Source organism: Agrobacterium sp. SUL3, assembly GCF_001263295.1.
In the GTDB taxonomy this organism is placed as follows: Bacteria; Pseudomonadota; Alphaproteobacteria; order Rhizobiales; family Rhizobiaceae; genus Agrobacterium; species Agrobacterium tomkonis.
This window is the reverse complement of record NZ_KQ414499.1, coordinates 1-15,776: the sequence shown is the minus strand read 5'-3', so window position 1 is coordinate 15,776 and position 15,776 is coordinate 1. Positions and strand designations below refer to the sequence as shown.

Here is a 15,776-nt window from a genome sequence, read left to right as displayed (position 1 = left end):
CGATGTCCACCATCACCCTCAACGCGCCGAAACTGTTCGATCTTTCCGGCCAGGTGGCGCTTGTCACCGGCGCCGGTTCCGGCATCGGCCAGCGGATCGCCATGGGGCTTGCCCAGTCCGGCGCCGATGTCGCGCTGCTCGACCGCCGCACCGATGACGGTCTGGCGCAGACGGCGGATTTCATCGCCAAGGCCGGGCGGAAGTCGATCCAGATCGCCGCTGATGTGACCAGCAAAGAAGCGCTGATCGATGCGGTTGCCCGCACTGAGGCAGAACTTGGTGCGCTGTCGCTCGCGGTCAATGCCGCCGGCATCGCCAACGCCAATCCGGCCGAGGAGATGGAGGAAAGCCAGTTCCAGACGATGATGGACATCAACCTGAAGGGCGTTTTCCTCTCCTGCCAGGCGGAAGCCAATGCCATGCTGAAGAACGGTCGTGGTTCGATCGTCAATATCGCCTCCATGTCTGGCGTCATCGTCAATCGCGGGCTGATGCAATGCCATTACAACGCTTCGAAGGCCGGCGTCATCCACATGTCGAAATCCATGGCGATGGAATGGGTGGGACGCGGCATCCGCGTCAACACCATCTCGCCGGGTTACACGGCGACGCCAATGAACACGCGGCCGGAAATGGTGCACCAGACCAAGCTCTTCGAAGAGCAGACGCCGATGCAGCGCATGGCCGGCGTCGATGAAATGGTCGGCCCGGCGATCTTCCTGCTGTCTGACGCTGCGAGCTTCGTGACGGGCGTGGACCTGCTGGTGGATGGTGGTTTTTGCTGCTGGTAAGGTTTGGTGCGGAAGTGTTGAGGTTCTTTGTCCAATAGACATAAACGACCGCTTCAATCGGCGGTTCACCACACTCCACGTCATCCTCGGGCTTGACCCGAGGATCCATGGGCGGCTGGGTTGTGGATCCTCGGGTCAAGCCCGAGGATGACGCAGGAGAGAGGTTTTAGCGCCTCAATCAAGAATTTCACGCCCGGCTATTGCCGGGCGTTTTCGTATTCAAAGTACAAGCAAGCGCAGATCAAGCGACCTGCTTCTGCACCACATCCTCGACAACCTCGCCCTTGAGGTAAGCAACGAGGTCCTTGATCGTCACGACGAGCAGGCCGTGGCGTTCGGCGAAGACTTCGAGCTGGGGCAGGCGGGCCATGGTGCCGTCGTCATTGGCGACTTCGCAGATGGTGCCGGAGGGGTATTTGCCGGCAAGGCGGCAGAGGTCCACGGCTGCTTCCGTATGGCCAGTGCGGCCAAGGACGCCTTGCGGATTGGCGCGCAGCGGAAAGATATGGCCGGGACGGGCGAAGTCTTCCGGGCGCGAATCTTCTGAAACCAGCGCACGCACGGTCTTTGCCCGGTCGGCGGCGGAAATGCCTGTCGTGGTGCCGGGAATATAGTCCACCGAGACGGTGAAGGCCGTCTTGAGGGATTCGGTATTGCGCGACACCATCAGCGGAATGTCGAGCGCATCCAGACGTTCGCCCGGCATGGCGACGCACACCAGCCCGCGCGCATGGTTCATCATGAAAGCGATCTGCTGCGGAGTGATGCTATCGGAAGCGGCGATGATATCGCCTTCGTTTTCGCGGTCTTCATCGTCAACCACAATCACCATCTCGCCACGGGAAATGGCTTCGATCGCGTCTTCAATTTTAGCAATGGTCATTCTATTTCAAGCCTTTCAAGGGGTTATGCCGTTTTGCGGCATTTTCGCGCTTCAAGAAGCGCCAAATATCCCTTGGGCGAACAATGCAATGCGAAGCCCACTCACGCGCGGGCGTCCTATGCCTTGTCCTCTTCCATCCGGACTATACCGTCGGCTCCGGCCTCTCACCGGATCTGCTGACCTTCCGGCTTTGGAGACCGGAAGCGCTCGCGGGCTCCGGGAAAAATCCCGATACCGCCGGTGGGGAATTGCACCCCGCCCTGAGAACAGCACCAACATAAATTATCAAATGGGAAGGAATCAAGGGGCAATGCCCTGCGACGACCGGTCGGTGCGAAAAGAACATCCCGATTGGCCCTAAAACGGGGTATTTCCTTTCCGCGGCCGATGACGAAAGCGGAGTGCCGCGGCGGCGCTCACTGATGCCTGGGGTTTATCGATCCCGCAACCGTAACTCGTCCGTCTGCATCTGCAGCGAACCGAGCGTCGACAGGAAGCTCATGCCGAGCAGGCTCTGGCCCAGTTGGCCATCCTGGGCGACGAGGGCGGGGATGTTGCGGCGCACGATCGGGCCGATGCCGATTTCCGACAGGGTGACAGGGGCCGCTGCCGTGCGGCCATTTGCAGTCATGACCGGTACGGTATAGCGCAGGCTGCCCGTGTCGATACCGATTTCGGCGGCGTCGGCATTGGCCAGCACCACGGAGCTTGCGCCGGTATCGACGAGCATGTGGATGGTCTTGCCATCGACGCCGACATTCGCCTCGAAATGGCCGCTCATCGATTTGTGCAGCACGATCTCCTGTTCGCCGCCCGATGTCGTTACCACCACGGCGCGGCCCGGCATCAGGCCGCCCAAAAGGCGATCACCGAAGGATTGCAGGTCGTAGCGATAGAGATAAAGCGAGACGAGGCCGAGGATGATGACGAGCCAGACGGCAAGCTGGCGGATGACGGTGCCGAAGCCGCCCCGCCTTCCGGCGAGGATGCCGACCGACAGGAGGCCGGCAATGGGCACGAGATAGAGAGCCTGTGCGAATTGATCATTATCGATGCCGAGTGTGCGGCCACCATCGTGATTGATGAGAAGCAGGCCGAGGCCCACGGCGAGGAGAAGGAGAACGATGGTCAGCCTGTTCATGCGGTATGCGTCTCCCTGGTGGTCTCGCTCAAATTTTCCAGTCTTTGCGGCAGCGCCTGCATGATCGTTCGACGCTTCTCGTCGCTATAGCCTGCCCAGCCGCCGATTTCATCCAGCGTGCGGCCGCAGCCAATGCAGAGGCTGCTGGTCGCGTTGAGGCGGCAGATGTGGATGCAGGGTGTTTCCATGATGGTCTATATCAGGCCGTTACGCCGCTAGGGCAAGGGCGACGAGAGTAACGATCTCCGTGATCTGCTGGCAGGCGCCGATCGTATCGCCGGTGTGGCCGCCGATCTTCCTGTCGCACAGACGGCCGAACAGCACCGTCGCCAGAATGGCTGCAGCGAGCACAAGTGCAATCGACAGAATGGGCAAAGCGTGCAGCGTGAAGAGAATGAAGACCAGCAGCCCGATCGCTAGCGCAATATTGCGCTCGCTGTCTCCGGGTTGGCCGGCGCCGGCGGCGATGCCGGAGGTTTTGGCGGCGGGCAGGGCCTGGCAGTGCCACACCATCAGGGCGCGGCTCAGGACAAGTGCGGCGATCAGGCCGGCGGCGGCAGTTTTTGCGGGAAGTGTCTCGATCAGCGATGCGAGCGCCGTGGCACGCAGCGCGAAGGACAGTACCATGGCGATGGTGCCATAGCTGCCGATGCGGCTGTCCTTCATGATCTCAAGCGTGCGCGCCTTGTCCTTGCCTGCGCCGAAACCATCGGCCATGTCGGCCAGCCCGTCTTCGTGCAGTGCTCCTGTCAGAAGCGCCGTGAGGGCGATGGCGAGCCAGCCCGTGAGCTGCGGCGAGGCATCGAAGGCGGCGAAAGTCACCACCAGAAAAGCCGCGGGCAGGGCGATCAGCAGGCCAGCGGCGGGAAAGGCGCGGGCGGTGCGGCGCATCGACACGCCATCGGCATTTTCAAAAAACCGCGAAGGAACCGGCAGGCGGCTGAGAAAGGCAACGGAATGCATGACATCTGTTATGAAATCCCGGGCCTTCATGCTCTCTCCGTTGCTGCACTTGCATTTCCGGTTGTTCCGCGGCGCATCCGCGATTATGAGAGGCGCAACAAAGACCGATTTGCCGGAAAACACAAGTTCCGGACGCATGAGCCGATGCGACAGCCAACCCGGCTACGAAAGAGACCGACACCATGAGCATGAGCGGATTGCCCTTCGATGATTTTCGCGCGCTGTTGCGTGAGCTTCCCGGCCCGGATACGCATGCGCTCGTGGCTGCCAAGGAGCGCAATGCGCAGCTGACCAAGCCTGCCGGTTCGCTTGGCCGCCTCGAAGAAATCGCCATGTGGCTGGCTGCATGGTCCGGCCGTTCGCCCGCCGTCACCCGTCCGCTGGTGGCGATTTTCGCCGGCAATCATGGTGTCACCCGCCACGGCGTCACGCCCTATCCGACATCCGTAACCCAGCAGATGGTGGAAAATTTTGCAGCCGGTGGCGCGGCAATCAACCAGATCTGCGTCGCTAATGATCTCGGCCTGAAGATTTTCGATCTGGCGCTTGATTATCCGACCGGCGACATCACCTGCGAGCCGGCCCTTTCGGAGCGCGACTGCGCCGCCACCATGGCCTTCGGCATGGAGGCGATTGCCGGCGGCACCGATCTTCTCTGCGTCGGTGAAATGGGCATCGGCAACACCACGATTGCAGCGGCGATCAATCTGGCGCTCTATGGCGGCACCGCGGAAGAATGGACCGGCCCGGGCACCGGTTCGGAAGGCGAGGTCATGGCCCGCAAGATCGCGGCGGTGAAGGCCGCTGTCGAGTTCCACAAGGACCATCTGTCCGATCCGCTGGAAATCATGCGCCGTCTCGGCGGACGCGAGATTGCGGCAATTGCCGGTGCCATTCTCGCCGCGCGCGTGCAGCGTATTCCCGTGTTGATCGATGGTTATGTGGCAACAGCGGCTGCCGCTCTCCTAAAGGCGGCCAATTCTTCGGCGCTCGATCACTGCCTGATCGGCCATGTCTCGGGTGAGCCCGGCCATCTGGCCGCCGTCGAAAAGCTTGGCAAGACGCCGCTTCTGGCGCTTGGCATGCGGCTGGGCGAAGGCACGGGTGCGGCACTTGCCGCCGGCATCGTCAAGGCTGCCGCCGCCTGCCATTCCGGCATGGCGACTTTCGAAGCGGCGGGTGTGGACACCCGCACCAGCCCCCGTACCGATCATTGAGGTCAAAGATGGACGCGACGCCGCAAAAGAAGCAAGCTGAACCGGCATTCCGGAAGGAAAAGGGCTGGCGGCATCTTTTTGCCGCTGCCCGCTATTCCGTGCAGGGGCTGGGTCGGCTGTGGCAGGAGGCGGCCTTCCGGCATGAGGTTCTGGCCTTCGGCATCGGGCTTGGCCTGCTTCTCATCGTCGGTGCGCCATTTGCGCATCTTCTCGTCTTTACTGTGCTGATGTTGCTGCTGTTTGCGGTCGAGGCGCTCAATACTGCGATCGAGGAACTGGTGGACCGCATCTCGCCGGAAATTTCCTCGGTCGGGCGACATGCCAAGGATCTCGGTTCCTTCGCCGTCTTCTGCCTTTTGATGGCGAACGGATTTTTCGTGCTTTATTCGCTGGTGACGACGTTGTTCTTCTAAGCGGCTGGGAAACCGGGATCAGGCGAAGGACCGTCGGCGCGGCTGGATGGCGTGGGTTTCCTCCACGGCCGGCAGGCTCTGCAGCACGCGTTTTGCCGGCAGGATGGCGATGCCCTCTGTGCCTTCGCGCAGCTTCGATTTCAGGATGAACTGGCCGTCATGTTTGGCAAGAATGGCCTGAACGATGGGCAGGCCAAGCCCGGTTCCCTGTTCGGCGCTCTTGATGGCGATCGATCCCTGACCGAAGGCCGACAGCACCACGGGGATTTCATCTTCGGGAATACCCGGCCCATTGTCCTTGATAGACACATATTGTCCGCCGCCCGCCGTCCAACCGGCCTTCACGAGGATTTCGCCGCCCTGCGGCGTGAATTTCACGGCATTGGAGAGAAGGTTGAGAATAACCTGGCGGATCGATTTTTCATCGGCCCAGACCTGCGGCAGGCTGCTTTCGAACTGCTGCGAAATCCTGATCGTCTTGGCGCGGGCCCGCAGCTGGATCATGCCGATGCAATCCTCGGCTATTTCCAGCATCGAGATGGATTCCTCATTGAGATCATAGCGACCGGCCTCGATGCGCGACAGGTCGAGGATTTCGTTGATGAGATCGAGCAGGTGCTGGCCGGAGCGATGGATATCGCCGGAATATTCCTTGTAGAGCGGGTTGTTGAGCGGGCCGAGCACTTCTGACGCCATGACCTCGGAAAAGCCGAGAATGGCGTTAAGCGGGGTGCGCAGCTCATGCGACATGGAGGCGAGAAAGCGCGATTTGGCCAGATTAGCCTCTTCGGCGCGGCGTCGCGCCTCATCCGAAACCGAGTTGGCGACTTCGAGTTCGGCGATCAGGTCGTCCTTTTCCGTCTGGGAGGAGAGGAGCTTGACGCTGGTCTGGTAGAGCCGGCTGGTGATGCGATGACAGAAGAGGATCGCCATGCCGAACATCAGCGCAAGGCCGACATCGAATGGATCACGCGAGATGGCCGAGGTGACGCACAGCGCCGCCATCACCGGCAGGAAGGTCATGAAGGTCGCCCGCCGCAGCATGAAATTGGCCATGGCGGTCAGCGAAAGCGCGATCAGCAGCGTTGCGCCCTTGAAGAAGAGAACAAGCGTCGGGTCGTTGCGCGCCGGTTCTGCCAGCGCGAACATAGCCCATGCGCAGCCGATGAGGATCTGCATGCCGAGGAACAGGTTTTTCCAGTGCTGGAGATTTTCGGGCGTGATCTCCTGCTTCGCTGCTCTCTTGGCCAGCACCAGAGCCATGGCGTGGAAGCTGAGCGCAATCAGCGACCAGATGATCAGCCCGATGTCGCGGGTGATATAAAGACCGATGACGGAGGCGAGCACGATGAAAAGCGGCATGAACATCGCGCCCTGAAGGGTCTCGGCGATGTGCATGGTCAGCATTTCGCGTTCATAGGCTTCGGTTCCGCCGGCACCCTGCTGCAGGCGTTCACGCGTCGTCTTCACCGTGTCGAAAACCGCCTTGTTGCGGTGTTTTTTCGAGCGGTCGACGATGATCTTGTCGGTGGACGTGCTGACGCTTTTACTCATTGTTACAACGCAGGTGACATGAACCCTTGCAGACTACGTGCAAAATCTTAAGAAGATGCTGCCGTGAAAGGATTTGTTTGCCATTTCTGACAAGGGTTTGTTGTTACATGGGACGAAACGGAGGCAGGCGCAGGGGTTTTTCGGCGTTCCGCGACGGCGGGCTGTTTCTTGCCGCGGTTTTTCTCGGCATCCTCATCGCCGCCAAGCTCGACCAGATCAACAGCGAGACCTATAGCGGCCGTTTCTTCGTGATCGACGGCGATACGCTTTCAAAGGGTGAAGAACGGTTTCGCCTGCTCGGTATCGATGCGCCAGAACTGTCGCAGACATGCCGGCGCGGCGCCGAAACCTGGCCCTGCGGGGAGGAGGCGCGCCGTGTGCTGCAACGGCTGGTCGTGGCGCAGAATTTTTCCTGTTCCGGCAGTTCGAGGGACCGTTACGGGCGGCTGCTCGTTTATTGCGCCGCCGGCGGCAGGGATGTCTCGGCGGAAATGGTATCGGCGGGTTTTGCCGTTGCCTCCGGGTATTTCCAGTTTTCAGGCGAACAGGCGGCGGCGCGTCGGGAAGCGCGAGGCATCTGGGCGGGAGAATTCGAAAAGCCCTCCGAATGGCGGCGTGAGCACCGCGCAGCGGATATCGAGACACCGGCGGCGGGGTTCCTGACCGTCATCCGCCATCTTCTGGGATGGTCGCATGGCTGAGATGGATCAATCCATGCCGAGGTTTGATGATGGGCTGGATGAGTTGCGCGGTGAGATTGGCCGCTGCCGCATCTGTCGTGACGCGCCTGTCAGGGGCATGGCCGATCGCCTGCCGCATGAACCGCGGCCGGTGGTTGTCATGTCGAAGAAGGCCCGTATCCTGATTGCGGGGCAGGCGCCGGGGCTGCGTGTGCATGAGACGGGACTGCCCTTTAACGACGCTTCCGGTGACAGGCTTCGGCAATGGCTGAATGTCGACCGCGAGACCTTTTATGATCCCGACCGATTCACCATCGTGCCCATGGGCTTCTGTTTTCCGGGCTACGATGACAAGGGCAGCGACCTGCCGCCACGGCGTGAATGTGCGCCTGCATGGCGTGAGCGGGTGATGGCGGCGATGCCGCAGGTGGAGCTGATCCTTGCCGTCGGCCAATATGCGCAGGCTTTTCACCTGGGTGAGAGGCGGCGCAAAACCATGACCGAGACCGTCAAGGACTGGCGCGGCTACCTGCATGCCAATTCCGGCCCCGGCACTTTACCTCTGCCGCACCCCAGCTGGCGCAATACCGGCTGGCTGAAAAAGAACCCATGGTTCACGCAAGAGCTGCTTCCGGTTCTGCGGCAACATGTGGAAATGCGACTTTAGTGAAACAATTTTCTGTTTTTCTGCGAAAATTAGTGTATTGAAAGGAAATTAATTCAGGAGGATAGACGCATTGGATCGCCTTGACCGTAAGATTTTGCGCATTCTGCAAGAGGATTCCACGCTGGCCGTCGCTGATCTGGCGAAAAAGGTCGGACTTTCCACGACGCCCTGTTGGCGGCGTATCCAGAAGATGGAGGAGGACGGCGTTATCCGCCGGCGCGTGGCGCTGCTTGATCCGGTCAAGGTCAACACCAAGGTCACGGTTTTCGTCTCCATCCGCACCGCCTCCCATTCCATCGAATGGCTGAAGCGTTTCTCGGAGGTGGTTTCCGAATTTCCGGAGGTCGTCGAATTTTACCGCATGAGCGGCGATGTCGATTATCTCCTGCGCGTCGTTGTGCCTGACATTGCTGCCTATGACGCCTTCTACAAGCGGATGATTGCCAAGATCGAAATTCGCGATGTGTCGTCTGCTTTTGCGATGGAGCAGATCAAATATACGACGGAACTGCCGCTCGATTACATGCTGCTGGATAATCCGAAATCCGGCGAGGAGTGACGCGCCGCTCATCCGGTTTTTGAGCAATGCCCTTTCCGGTTGCCGGGGAGGGCTTTTTTATTTGCCGGTTGTTGCGACGGAAAGTCGAATCTCTTCAACGGTCTGGGTGATCTTGATGAGATATTGATTCAGCAAGGCAGAGTTCATCGCATTGGAGCGAGCGGACGCCACTTGTTTCTTCTCCCCGCCGGGGAGAAGAAATATGCCGAAATGCCGAGTTATCAGCCCTTGAGCTTGGCAATCACCAGATGGCCCGGTGTCGGGTTGCCGTCCTGCATGCGGACGTTGATATCGGTGACTTCGAGGATATCGAAACCGGTTGCCGCCAGTCTTTCACGGACATAGTTTTCCGCATGGGCGAAACGGTGGTGCGGGCCGACCATATAGGGGCGTCCGGCCAAGGTCTCTTCGTCCAGGGTTTCCGAGGAGAAGATCAGCAGGCCGCCGGCATTGAGGTTTTCGGCGGCGCCGAAAAACAGCGGCTCCAGCGCGCCGAGATAGGGCAGAACGTCGGTTGCGGTGATGATATCGAAGGGTTCGTCGTCATTATCCTCAAGGAAATCCTCGGCTTCGGCGACGTAAAGCGTCTCGTAGAGGTCCTTCTCATGGGCGATTTCGACCATGTTTTCGGAAATGTCGATGCCGGTAATGTCATCAGCCATGTCACGCAGCGCTTCGCCGGTGAGGCCGGTGCCGCAGCCGAGATCGAGCAGCCGCTTGAATGGGCCGAGGTTCAGCGTCTGCAGCCGCTGGCGCACCATCATCGGCACGGCGTAGCCAAGCTGTTCGACAAGAATATCCTCGAAGGCCTCGGCGTGCTGATCGAACAGGGTTTCGACGTAGGCGTCGGGCGCTTTCGGCGGCGTTTCGCCCCGGCCCATGGCGGCGATACGCACGGCGGCACCGCCGTGATCTTCCGGGTCGATCGCCAGAACGTCCTGATAGGCTTTTACCGCCGCGTCCACATCGCCGGCTTTTTCAAGCGTCAGTGCGCGGTTATAGGCCTCGGCAAGCGCCTCTTCGTCGATTTTCTGGTTTTTCGTCATCGTGCGGTATCCATAACGTCTTCGGTTGACGTTTGCTGTAAGCCGCAACGGTGGTTGGCGCAACGTTTATGTGGGAACAGTTTTCAGTGGAGGATGAACTCCCCTTTAAGCGCACGCCATTCCTGCGCCGAGATTACCTGCCGGTGCACGTAGCGGACGGAGTGTAACGGTCCGTCGAGCTTTTCCTGCCAGAATTTGAGGAAACCGTGCATTTCGGGGAAATCCGGGGCGAGATCGTAGTCCTGCCAGACATAGGTCTGCAGAACCAGCGGATGGTCCGGCATGCGGTAAAATATCTGGGCGGTGGTGAGGCCGTAGCCTCTCAGCATCATTTCCATGTCCTTGTTCATGACGGCGGTTCCCGTTTCCATGATTGCCGATCACAGCGTTGCCGCTGTATCTGACATGGGAACACGACAGGGTTAATCCAACCTTGCCAAAGCCATAAGTTGTCACAAAATAGTTATATTTTTCAAAATGTTGGCAGCCTCAGTTGACGAGTGCTGCCAAGCTTCGGCCTAACGCTTGAGGTGGCGCGTCAGGCGGGCTTCCAGCCAGGCCCAGACATGTCTCAGCGTCTCGACGATTGTCAGGTAGAAGATCGCCGCCCAAAGATAAGCCTGATAATCGAAGGTGCGGGAAAAGGCGTAGCGGGTCTGTCCCATCAGGTCGAAAACCGTGACGATGGAGACGACTGCCGAGCCTTTAATCATCAGGATGATCTCGTTTCCGTAAGGACGCAGCGCGACGATGAGTGCCTGCGGCAGGATGATCTTGCGGAAGGTGATGAATTTCGAAATGCCGAGCGAGGCGGCGCCCTCATGCTGGCCGAGCGGTACGCTGCGGATTGCGCCGCGCAGGATTTCGGCCTGATAGGCGGCGGTATTGAGGGTCAGCGACAGGAGGCCGCAATACCAGGCTTCCCGGAAGAACCACCACAGCCCGACCGTCTCCAATTGCGGGCGGAAGCTGCCGAGGCCGTAATAGATCAGGAAAAGCTGGGCCAGAAGCGGCGTGCTGCGGAAGACGTAGACATAGGCATAGGCCAGCGCGCCGAGGACGCGGTTTTTCGACATACGCGCAAAGGCGATCGGCACCGAGAGGATTGCGCCGAGAATGATCGAACTGCCGACCAGCGTGATGGTGGTGATGAGGCCGTCAATATAGCGCGGCCCGTAACGTTCGAATTTCGCCCAGTCCCACCCTTCGATCATCGCGAAGATCAAGCCGGCGGCGAGCAGCAGCCAGAGCGTGATGACGGCGATGCCGACGATGCGCGATATGTTGAGCGGCTTGTCGGCTATGGCTGGCGCCGGGCGCGGCGGAATGAGTTCCTGGATATGGCTCATCGGCGTGCCTCCGACTTGCGTGACCAGCGATCGATGAAGCCGATCCCGATGGAGGAGAGAAGTGCGAGAATGAGGTAGAGCAGGCAGGCGATGCCGTAGAAGAAGAATGCTTCCTTGCTGACACGTGCGGCGATGCCGGTCTGACGGATGATATCGGCAAGCCCGATGATCGAGACGTAGGACGTGTCTTTGAGCAGGATGACCCAGAGGTTGGTCATGCCGGGCAGGGCGATCCTGACCAGTTGCGGAATGATGATGAGCACCATGGTGCGGCCGCGTGACAGGCCAAGCGCATGGCCCGCCTCATATTGGCCCCTGGGAATGGCCTTGAAGGCGGAGAGCAGCACTTCGGAGGCATAGGATGAGAACACGACCGATAGCGCGACCATGCCGGCCACGAAGGCGTTGATCTCGACGGGGCCGGTGATGCCGACATAACCCGCTGCTGATTGCAGCAGCATCTGAATGCCGTAATAGACGATGAAGAGCGTCAGCAGTTCCGGCAGGCCACGGAAGATGGTTGTGTAGATGCCGGTCGCCAGCCGCAGCGACTTCTCCTCCGATTGCGCCGCAAGCGCAATGAGGAAGCCGATCAGCAGGCCGACGGGCAACGTCGCAAGCGCCAGCGAGATGGTGACCTTGACGCCGAAGGCGATTTCATCGCCCCAGCCTGCATCACCACACGCAACAAGGGTGCCGTTTCCGAAAAGCGAGAAGAGACCGACCGGACCGCAGAAGGGGTCGAGAAGTGTCGAGACATAGGTCCAGAACGCACCTATGGCGGAAAATGCTCCGCTCATGCCAGTTTTCCCCCGCGGTCTTAAGCCGCCGTGATTGTTATGGTGACGTTTTCAAACAAAAATGGCGGAAGGGCAAGCCTTCCGCCACCAGATTTCAACAGATCGAGCAGGCTTACTCGCCGTAAACGTCGAAATCGAAGTATTTTTTATTGATCTCCTGGTACTTGCCGCTGGCGCGGATACCGGCGATGGCAGCCGTGAATTTATCGGCGAGCGCCGTGTCACCCTTGCGCACCGCAACGCCCGCGCCATTGCCGTTGATCTCGACATCGACCTTGAGCGGCGTCAGGATCTTGCAGCAGGCGCCGGCATCCGTCTTCAGCCATTCCGAAAGCACGACGATATCGTCGATGACGGCGTCGATACGGCCATTGGCGATATCGAGCTTATATTCATCGGCGGTCGGATACATCTTCACGTCGGCATCCGGGAAGTGCTTTTCGGCGTAGTTGGAGTGGGTGGTGGAACCCTGTGCGCCGAGCGACTTGCCCTTCAGGTCGTCGAGGGACTTGATCGGCGAATCCTTCGGCACGGCGATGGCCGGCGGGGTGTTGTAATATTTCTTGGAGAAGTCGACCTTCTCGAGACGCTCGGGCGTGATCGACATGGACGCGATGATGGCGTCGAACTTCTTGGCCTGAAGGGCTGGAATGATGCCGTCCCAGTCATTGGTGACGAAGGTGCACTCAGCCTTCATTTGTTCGCACATCGCCTTGGCGATGTCGATGTCGAAGCCGGTCAGCGTGCCGTCGGCTTCAAGATTGTTGAAGGGCGGATAGGCGCCTTCGGTGCCGATGACGATCTTGTCCTGCGCAAGGGCTGCGCCTGAAAACAGCGAGATGGCGGCAATCGATGCGGCTGCGAGCAGACGGGTGGAAATAGGCATTTCGATCCTCTCTTTTGGTCGTTCATCCGCAGTCTGTTGTTGTTTTCAGTGCGGACGCCATAAGCGCAAGGCGCGACGGAATGTTTTTTGTTTTCCGTGGCCTTCAGCGCCGGGGCAATTATTCATCCGGTTGGTCAAAAAATGCAACTGCAATATTAGTCACCTCGATTGCGCCGCAGAGCTTTCACGAAAACGCCTTGATCTGTTCATTTCCGGTACACAAGGCTTTGTCCATCATGGGAACCGAAGCGTGTGCAAGGCGTTGACCAGCGCCTGCATGCGCAGCCGGTTCAAGATGTCGCGACACAAGCGACCAATAATGGCAGATGAGGAAGCACCGATGCTGAAGAAGAACAGATTGCTGACGGGGGTGGTTTTCCCCCTCATGTCGCTGGCGATTGCGGTGGAGCCCGCTGCTGCCGGTTTTGCCGGAGCCGCGCGGACGCAGACGCAGATGCCCAAGTTGCAGAGCCCGCTTATTCTGGCGCAGGCGCAACCGGAAGGCCAGCTCGCCGAAGAGCAGAACCCGGAAGAGCTTCTGCGCAAACAGCGCCAGCAGGCCGAAGAAGCGCAGCCGCAGGCCGAGCCGCCGAAGCAGGCCCCTGAGCCGAAGCCCGAAGCAGCACCCGCCGAACCGCGCCCCGAGCCGCAACGTGAAGCGCAGCCGGAACCCAAGCCCGAACCCAAGCGTGAAGCACAGCCGGAACCTCAGCGTGAGCCGCAGCAGCGCGAAGCCCGCCCTGAGCCGGCGCCTGCCGAACAGCCGCAGGAACGCCCACGCAAACCGGAGCGGGCACAGGAGCCTCAAGGGGAAGGCGAGCAGCGCCCCGCACGCCAGCGCCCGGAGGCCGCTCCTGAAGCTGCACCTGAGGCAGCGCCTGCCGAACAGCAGCCGAAGGAGCGCCCACGTAAACCTGAGCGCGCGGAACAGCCTGCGGGTGAGGGCGAGCAACGTCCGCGCAAGGAGCGCGCGAAAGAGCCTGCCGCTGAGCAGCCTGCCGCACGTCCTGACAATGCCGAGCAGCCAGCCAAACCGCGTGAGAAAAAGCCGCAGGTAGAAGAAAAGGCTCCGGAACAGAAATCCGAACCGGCCGAAAAGGCTGTTCCGGAGAAAAAACCTGACGCTCCAGAACCTGCCGCGAAGGAAGCGCCTGTTCCGACGGAAGCGCCGACACCTGCACGTCCGCCGGCGCCGGAGGCGCAGCCCAACCCCGCACCCGGCCAGCAGCCTTCCGAAAAACCGGCCGAAGGTCAGGGCAAAACCGAGCCTGCAGCGCCGGTGCCGGGCACCCCGACGCCCCCGCCGCCAAGCGGCGCCACGACCGGACAGGCGCCTGCCGGTGAGCCCGTTCCCAACCAGGTTGCTGTTCCGCAGACGGAAGCACCGCCGATGACGAAGGAAGAATTGGACAAGGCCAAGGCGGTTGCCAAGGACCCGTCCAAGACCGCCGACACCGTCATCCTGCCGGTCGACAAGGGTGCGGCCGTTCTCGACAGCGATAAGGAAGTGGAGCGCTCCGGCAACAATCAGGCCCGAGAGCAACGCCGCCGCGAGCGTGAACAGGCCGGTGAGGTGAAGGTGCCTACCTCGGACGCCGAGGCGCAGCGCGCCGGTGCCGCTGAAGGCAAGACCCCGCCGCCGCCCGTGAAAATGGAGGCGATCACCTCCCAGCAGGGTGAGCGCATCGACCGCCGTCCGCAATATGAGCGGCCGGAAGGCGTGCGCGAGTGGCAGCCACGTGAGGGCCGCCCGCGTGACCGTGATCGCGATGCGCCGATCATCCTGCAATTCGGCGATCGTGTCGTCGTGCGCGGCGATGACAACCAGCGCTTCATCCGTGATGGCGGCGAGCCCTATTACGAGCGTCTGCAGGGCGGTCGTGTCCGCGAAACCGTCGAGCGCCGTGATGGTACGCAGGTGGTGACGATCCGCAATCGTTATGGCGACGTGATCCAGCGCTCGCGCATCGATGATCGCGGCCGGGAATATGTGCTGTTCTATGCGCCCGAGCTGATGGACGATCCAGACCGCGATTATGTCTATCGTGATCCGGGCCTCGACCTGCCGCCGATGCGCCTGCGTATTCCCGTTCGTGACTACATCATCGACACGTCGAGCGATCCGGACCGCGATTATTACCGCTTCCTCGAGCAGCCGCCGGTCGAACCCGTGGAGCGTGTCTATTCGCTGGATGAAGTGCGCTATTCGGCCCGTATCCGCGACAAGGTGCGCCGTATCGACCTCGATACGATTACCTTTGCCACCGGCAGCGCCGACATTCCGATGGCGCAGGCTCGCTCACTGCGCAAGGTGGCCGATGCGATCAACAAGGCGCTGGAAAAGAACCCGGCGGAAACCTTCCTGATCGAAGGCCATACCGATGCCGTCGGCTCCGATGAAAGCAACCTCGTTCTTTCCGACGAGCGCGCCGCTTCCGTTGCCAACGTGCTGACCGATGTCTACGGCATTCCGCCGGAAAACCTCGCGACGCAGGGTTATGGCGAGCGTTACCTGAAGGTCCAGACGCTCGGGCCGGAACAGCAGAACCGCCGCGTCACCATCCGCCGCGTGACGCCGCTGGTGAAGCCGGTCGCCCAGAACTGATCGGGTTCCTGCAGAAAAACGAAGGCCCGGAGAGCGCAAGCTTTCCGGGCCTTTTTTGTTGGTTTCGAGCTTGCTACTTTCGCACCGTCATCCTCGCCCTTGAGGCGAGGATCCATTCCTGTTGTCGCAACGTGGATCCTCGGGACAAGCAACCGTGGAGTTATTGCTGGAAAGCAGGGTCTGATCGAGCGATAGCGTTGAGGATCGTGATGAGTTTTCGCA

17 protein-coding genes and 1 riboswitch are annotated in these 15,776 nt (G+C 60.5%); of the genes, 7 read left to right on the top strand and 10 right to left on the bottom strand.

From position 1 onward, the window contains the following. Positions 1-2 precede the first annotated feature (2 nt). The gene (locus tag AKG12_RS03855) at positions 3-791 is read left to right on the top strand and encodes an SDR family oxidoreductase (protein ID WP_052817931.1); all 789 of its coding nucleotides are present in this window, start codon (positions 3-5) and stop codon (positions 789-791) included. Positions 792-1,032: 241 nt separating this feature from the next. Here the strand turns inward: AKG12_RS03855 and ribB are convergent, their stop codons facing one another. From ribB to AKG12_RS03835, 4 genes are all read right to left on the bottom strand, one after another. After that, positions 1,033-1,674 carry a 3,4-dihydroxy-2-butanone-4-phosphate synthase gene (gene ribB / locus AKG12_RS03850; RefSeq protein ID WP_052817930.1) on the bottom strand — a complete coding sequence of 214 codons (642 nt, stop codon included), beginning with the start codon at positions 1,672-1,674 and terminating at the stop codon, positions 1,033-1,035. Positions 1,675-1,795: 121 nt separating this feature from the next. Continuing rightward, positions 1,796-1,946, bottom strand: a riboswitch (FMN riboswitch). Between the two features lie 161 nt (positions 1,947-2,107). Beyond that, the gene (locus AKG12_RS03845) at positions 2,108-2,815 is read right to left on the bottom strand and encodes a TIGR02281 family clan AA aspartic protease (RefSeq protein WP_046798200.1); all 708 of its coding nucleotides are present in this window, start codon (positions 2,813-2,815) and stop codon (positions 2,108-2,110) included. Then, the gene (locus tag AKG12_RS03840) at positions 2,812-3,003 is read right to left on the bottom strand and encodes a DUF1289 domain-containing protein (protein WP_046798201.1); all 192 of its coding nucleotides are present in this window, start codon (positions 3,001-3,003) and stop codon (positions 2,812-2,814) included. Before AKG12_RS03840 ends, AKG12_RS03845 begins: the two co-directional genes overlap by 4 nt. A 19-nt stretch (positions 3,004-3,022) precedes the next feature. Then, positions 3,023-3,808, bottom strand: a complete 786-nt coding sequence (locus tag AKG12_RS03835; protein ID WP_052818342.1) for an adenosylcobinamide-GDP ribazoletransferase — start codon at positions 3,806-3,808, stop codon at positions 3,023-3,025. Positions 3,809-3,960: 152 nt separating this feature from the next. On the opposite strand from AKG12_RS03835, the gene cobT reads away from it, so the two are divergent. Both cobT and AKG12_RS03825 read left to right on the top strand, forming a co-directional pair. Beyond that, positions 3,961-4,995, top strand: coding sequence for a nicotinate-nucleotide--dimethylbenzimidazole phosphoribosyltransferase (gene cobT, locus AKG12_RS03830; RefSeq protein WP_052817929.1), 1,035 nt, complete (start codon positions 3,961-3,963; stop codon positions 4,993-4,995). 8 nt (positions 4,996-5,003) lie between these two features. Continuing rightward, positions 5,004-5,408, top strand: a complete 405-nt coding sequence (locus AKG12_RS03825) for a diacylglycerol kinase (protein WP_052817928.1) — start codon at positions 5,004-5,006, stop codon at positions 5,406-5,408. 18 nt (positions 5,409-5,426) lie between these two features. Here AKG12_RS03825 and pdhS2 read toward each other — a convergent pair whose 3' ends face one another. Next, the gene (pdhS2, locus tag AKG12_RS03820; protein WP_046798204.1) at positions 5,427-6,962 is read right to left on the bottom strand and encodes a two-component system sensor histidine kinase PdhS2; all 1,536 of its coding nucleotides are present in this window, start codon (positions 6,960-6,962) and stop codon (positions 5,427-5,429) included. 107 nt (positions 6,963-7,069) lie between these two features. Between pdhS2 and AKG12_RS03815 the strand changes: the two genes are divergently transcribed. The 3 genes from AKG12_RS03815 to AKG12_RS03805 all read left to right on the top strand — a co-directional run bounded on the left by AKG12_RS03815 (position 7,070) and on the right by AKG12_RS03805 (position 8,868). Continuing rightward, on the top strand, positions 7,070-7,663 hold the full coding sequence (locus AKG12_RS03815; RefSeq protein WP_052817927.1) for a thermonuclease family protein: 594 nt from the start codon (positions 7,070-7,072) through the stop codon (positions 7,661-7,663). Continuing rightward, the gene (locus AKG12_RS03810; protein ID WP_197283297.1) at positions 7,656-8,309 is read left to right on the top strand and encodes a uracil-DNA glycosylase family protein; all 654 of its coding nucleotides are present in this window, start codon (positions 7,656-7,658) and stop codon (positions 8,307-8,309) included. The genes AKG12_RS03815 and AKG12_RS03810 overlap by 8 nt, the downstream gene beginning before the upstream one ends. A gap of 70 nt (positions 8,310-8,379) precedes the next feature. Continuing rightward, positions 8,380-8,868: an Lrp/AsnC family transcriptional regulator gene (locus AKG12_RS03805; RefSeq protein ID WP_003507846.1), complete on the top strand. Its 489-nt coding sequence runs from the start codon at positions 8,380-8,382 to the stop codon at positions 8,866-8,868. Positions 8,869-9,089: 221 nt separating this feature from the next. Here AKG12_RS03805 and AKG12_RS03800 read toward each other — a convergent pair whose 3' ends face one another. The 5 genes from AKG12_RS03800 to AKG12_RS03780 all read right to left on the bottom strand — a co-directional run bounded on the left by AKG12_RS03800 (position 9,090) and on the right by AKG12_RS03780 (position 12,949). Further along, positions 9,090-9,914, bottom strand: coding sequence for a class I SAM-dependent methyltransferase (locus tag AKG12_RS03800; protein ID WP_052817926.1), 825 nt, complete (start codon positions 9,912-9,914; stop codon positions 9,090-9,092). 83 nt (positions 9,915-9,997) lie between these two features. Further along, entirely contained in the window at positions 9,998-10,264 is a 267-nt protein-coding gene (locus AKG12_RS03795; RefSeq protein WP_035224318.1) for an usg protein, read from the bottom strand. Positions 10,265-10,432: 168 nt separating this feature from the next. Continuing rightward, positions 10,433-11,263, bottom strand: coding sequence for an ABC transporter permease (locus tag AKG12_RS03790; protein ID WP_052817925.1), 831 nt, complete (start codon positions 11,261-11,263; stop codon positions 10,433-10,435). Beyond that, on the bottom strand, positions 11,260-12,063 hold the full coding sequence (locus AKG12_RS03785) for an ABC transporter permease (protein ID WP_046798208.1): 804 nt from the start codon (positions 12,061-12,063) through the stop codon (positions 11,260-11,262). The genes AKG12_RS03790 and AKG12_RS03785 overlap by 4 nt, the downstream gene beginning before the upstream one ends. A 112-nt stretch (positions 12,064-12,175) precedes the next feature. Then, positions 12,176-12,949, bottom strand: a complete 774-nt coding sequence (locus AKG12_RS03780; protein WP_046798209.1) for an ABC transporter substrate-binding protein — start codon at positions 12,947-12,949, stop codon at positions 12,176-12,178. Positions 12,950-13,289: 340 nt separating this feature from the next. Between AKG12_RS03780 and AKG12_RS03775 the strand changes: the two genes are divergently transcribed. After that, positions 13,290-15,554, top strand: coding sequence for an OmpA family protein (locus tag AKG12_RS03775; RefSeq protein ID WP_052818340.1), 2,265 nt, complete (start codon positions 13,290-13,292; stop codon positions 15,552-15,554). Positions 15,555-15,776: the final 222 nt, after the last annotated feature.

Bases quoted from the DNA above. Each gene is read 5' to 3' on its own strand.
- pdhS2 (WP_046798204.1), bottom strand. From the start codon at position 6,962: ATGAGTAAAAGCGTCAGCACGTCCACCGACAAGATCATCGTCGACCGC.
- AKG12_RS03840 (WP_046798201.1), bottom strand. From the start codon at position 3,003: ATGGAAACACCCTGCATCCACATCTGCCGCCTCAACGCGACCAGCAGC.
- AKG12_RS03845 (WP_046798200.1), bottom strand. From the start codon at position 2,815: ATGAACAGGCTGACCATCGTTCTCCTTCTCCTCGCCGTGGGCCTCGGC.
- AKG12_RS03835 (WP_052818342.1), bottom strand. From the start codon at position 3,808: ATGAAGGCCCGGGATTTCATAACAGATGTCATGCATTCCGTTGCCTTT.
- AKG12_RS03815 (WP_052817927.1), top strand. From the start codon at position 7,070: ATGGGACGAAACGGAGGCAGGCGCAGGGGTTTTTCGGCGTTCCGCGAC.
- AKG12_RS03775 (WP_052818340.1), top strand. From the start codon at position 13,290: ATGCTGAAGAAGAACAGATTGCTGACGGGGGTGGTTTTCCCCCTCATG.
- AKG12_RS03780 (WP_046798209.1), bottom strand. From the start codon at position 12,949: ATGCCTATTTCCACCCGTCTGCTCGCAGCCGCATCGATTGCCGCCATC.
- AKG12_RS03855 (WP_052817931.1), top strand. From the start codon at position 3: ATGTCCACCATCACCCTCAACGCGCCGAAACTGTTCGATCTTTCCGGC.
- ribB (WP_052817930.1), bottom strand. From the start codon at position 1,674: ATGACCATTGCTAAAATTGAAGACGCGATCGAAGCCATTTCCCGTGGC.
- AKG12_RS03810 (WP_197283297.1), top strand. From the start codon at position 7,656: ATGGCTGAGATGGATCAATCCATGCCGAGGTTTGATGATGGGCTGGAT.
- AKG12_RS03790 (WP_052817925.1), bottom strand. From the start codon at position 11,263: ATGAGCCATATCCAGGAACTCATTCCGCCGCGCCCGGCGCCAGCCATA.
- AKG12_RS03800 (WP_052817926.1), bottom strand. From the start codon at position 9,914: ATGACGAAAAACCAGAAAATCGACGAAGAGGCGCTTGCCGAGGCCTAT.
- AKG12_RS03785 (WP_046798208.1), bottom strand. From the start codon at position 12,063: ATGAGCGGAGCATTTTCCGCCATAGGTGCGTTCTGGACCTATGTCTCG.
- AKG12_RS03795 (WP_035224318.1), bottom strand. From the start codon at position 10,264: ATGAACAAGGACATGGAAATGATGCTGAGAGGCTACGGCCTCACCACC.
- AKG12_RS03825 (WP_052817928.1), top strand. From the start codon at position 5,004: ATGGACGCGACGCCGCAAAAGAAGCAAGCTGAACCGGCATTCCGGAAG.
- cobT (WP_052817929.1), top strand. From the start codon at position 3,961: ATGAGCATGAGCGGATTGCCCTTCGATGATTTTCGCGCGCTGTTGCGT.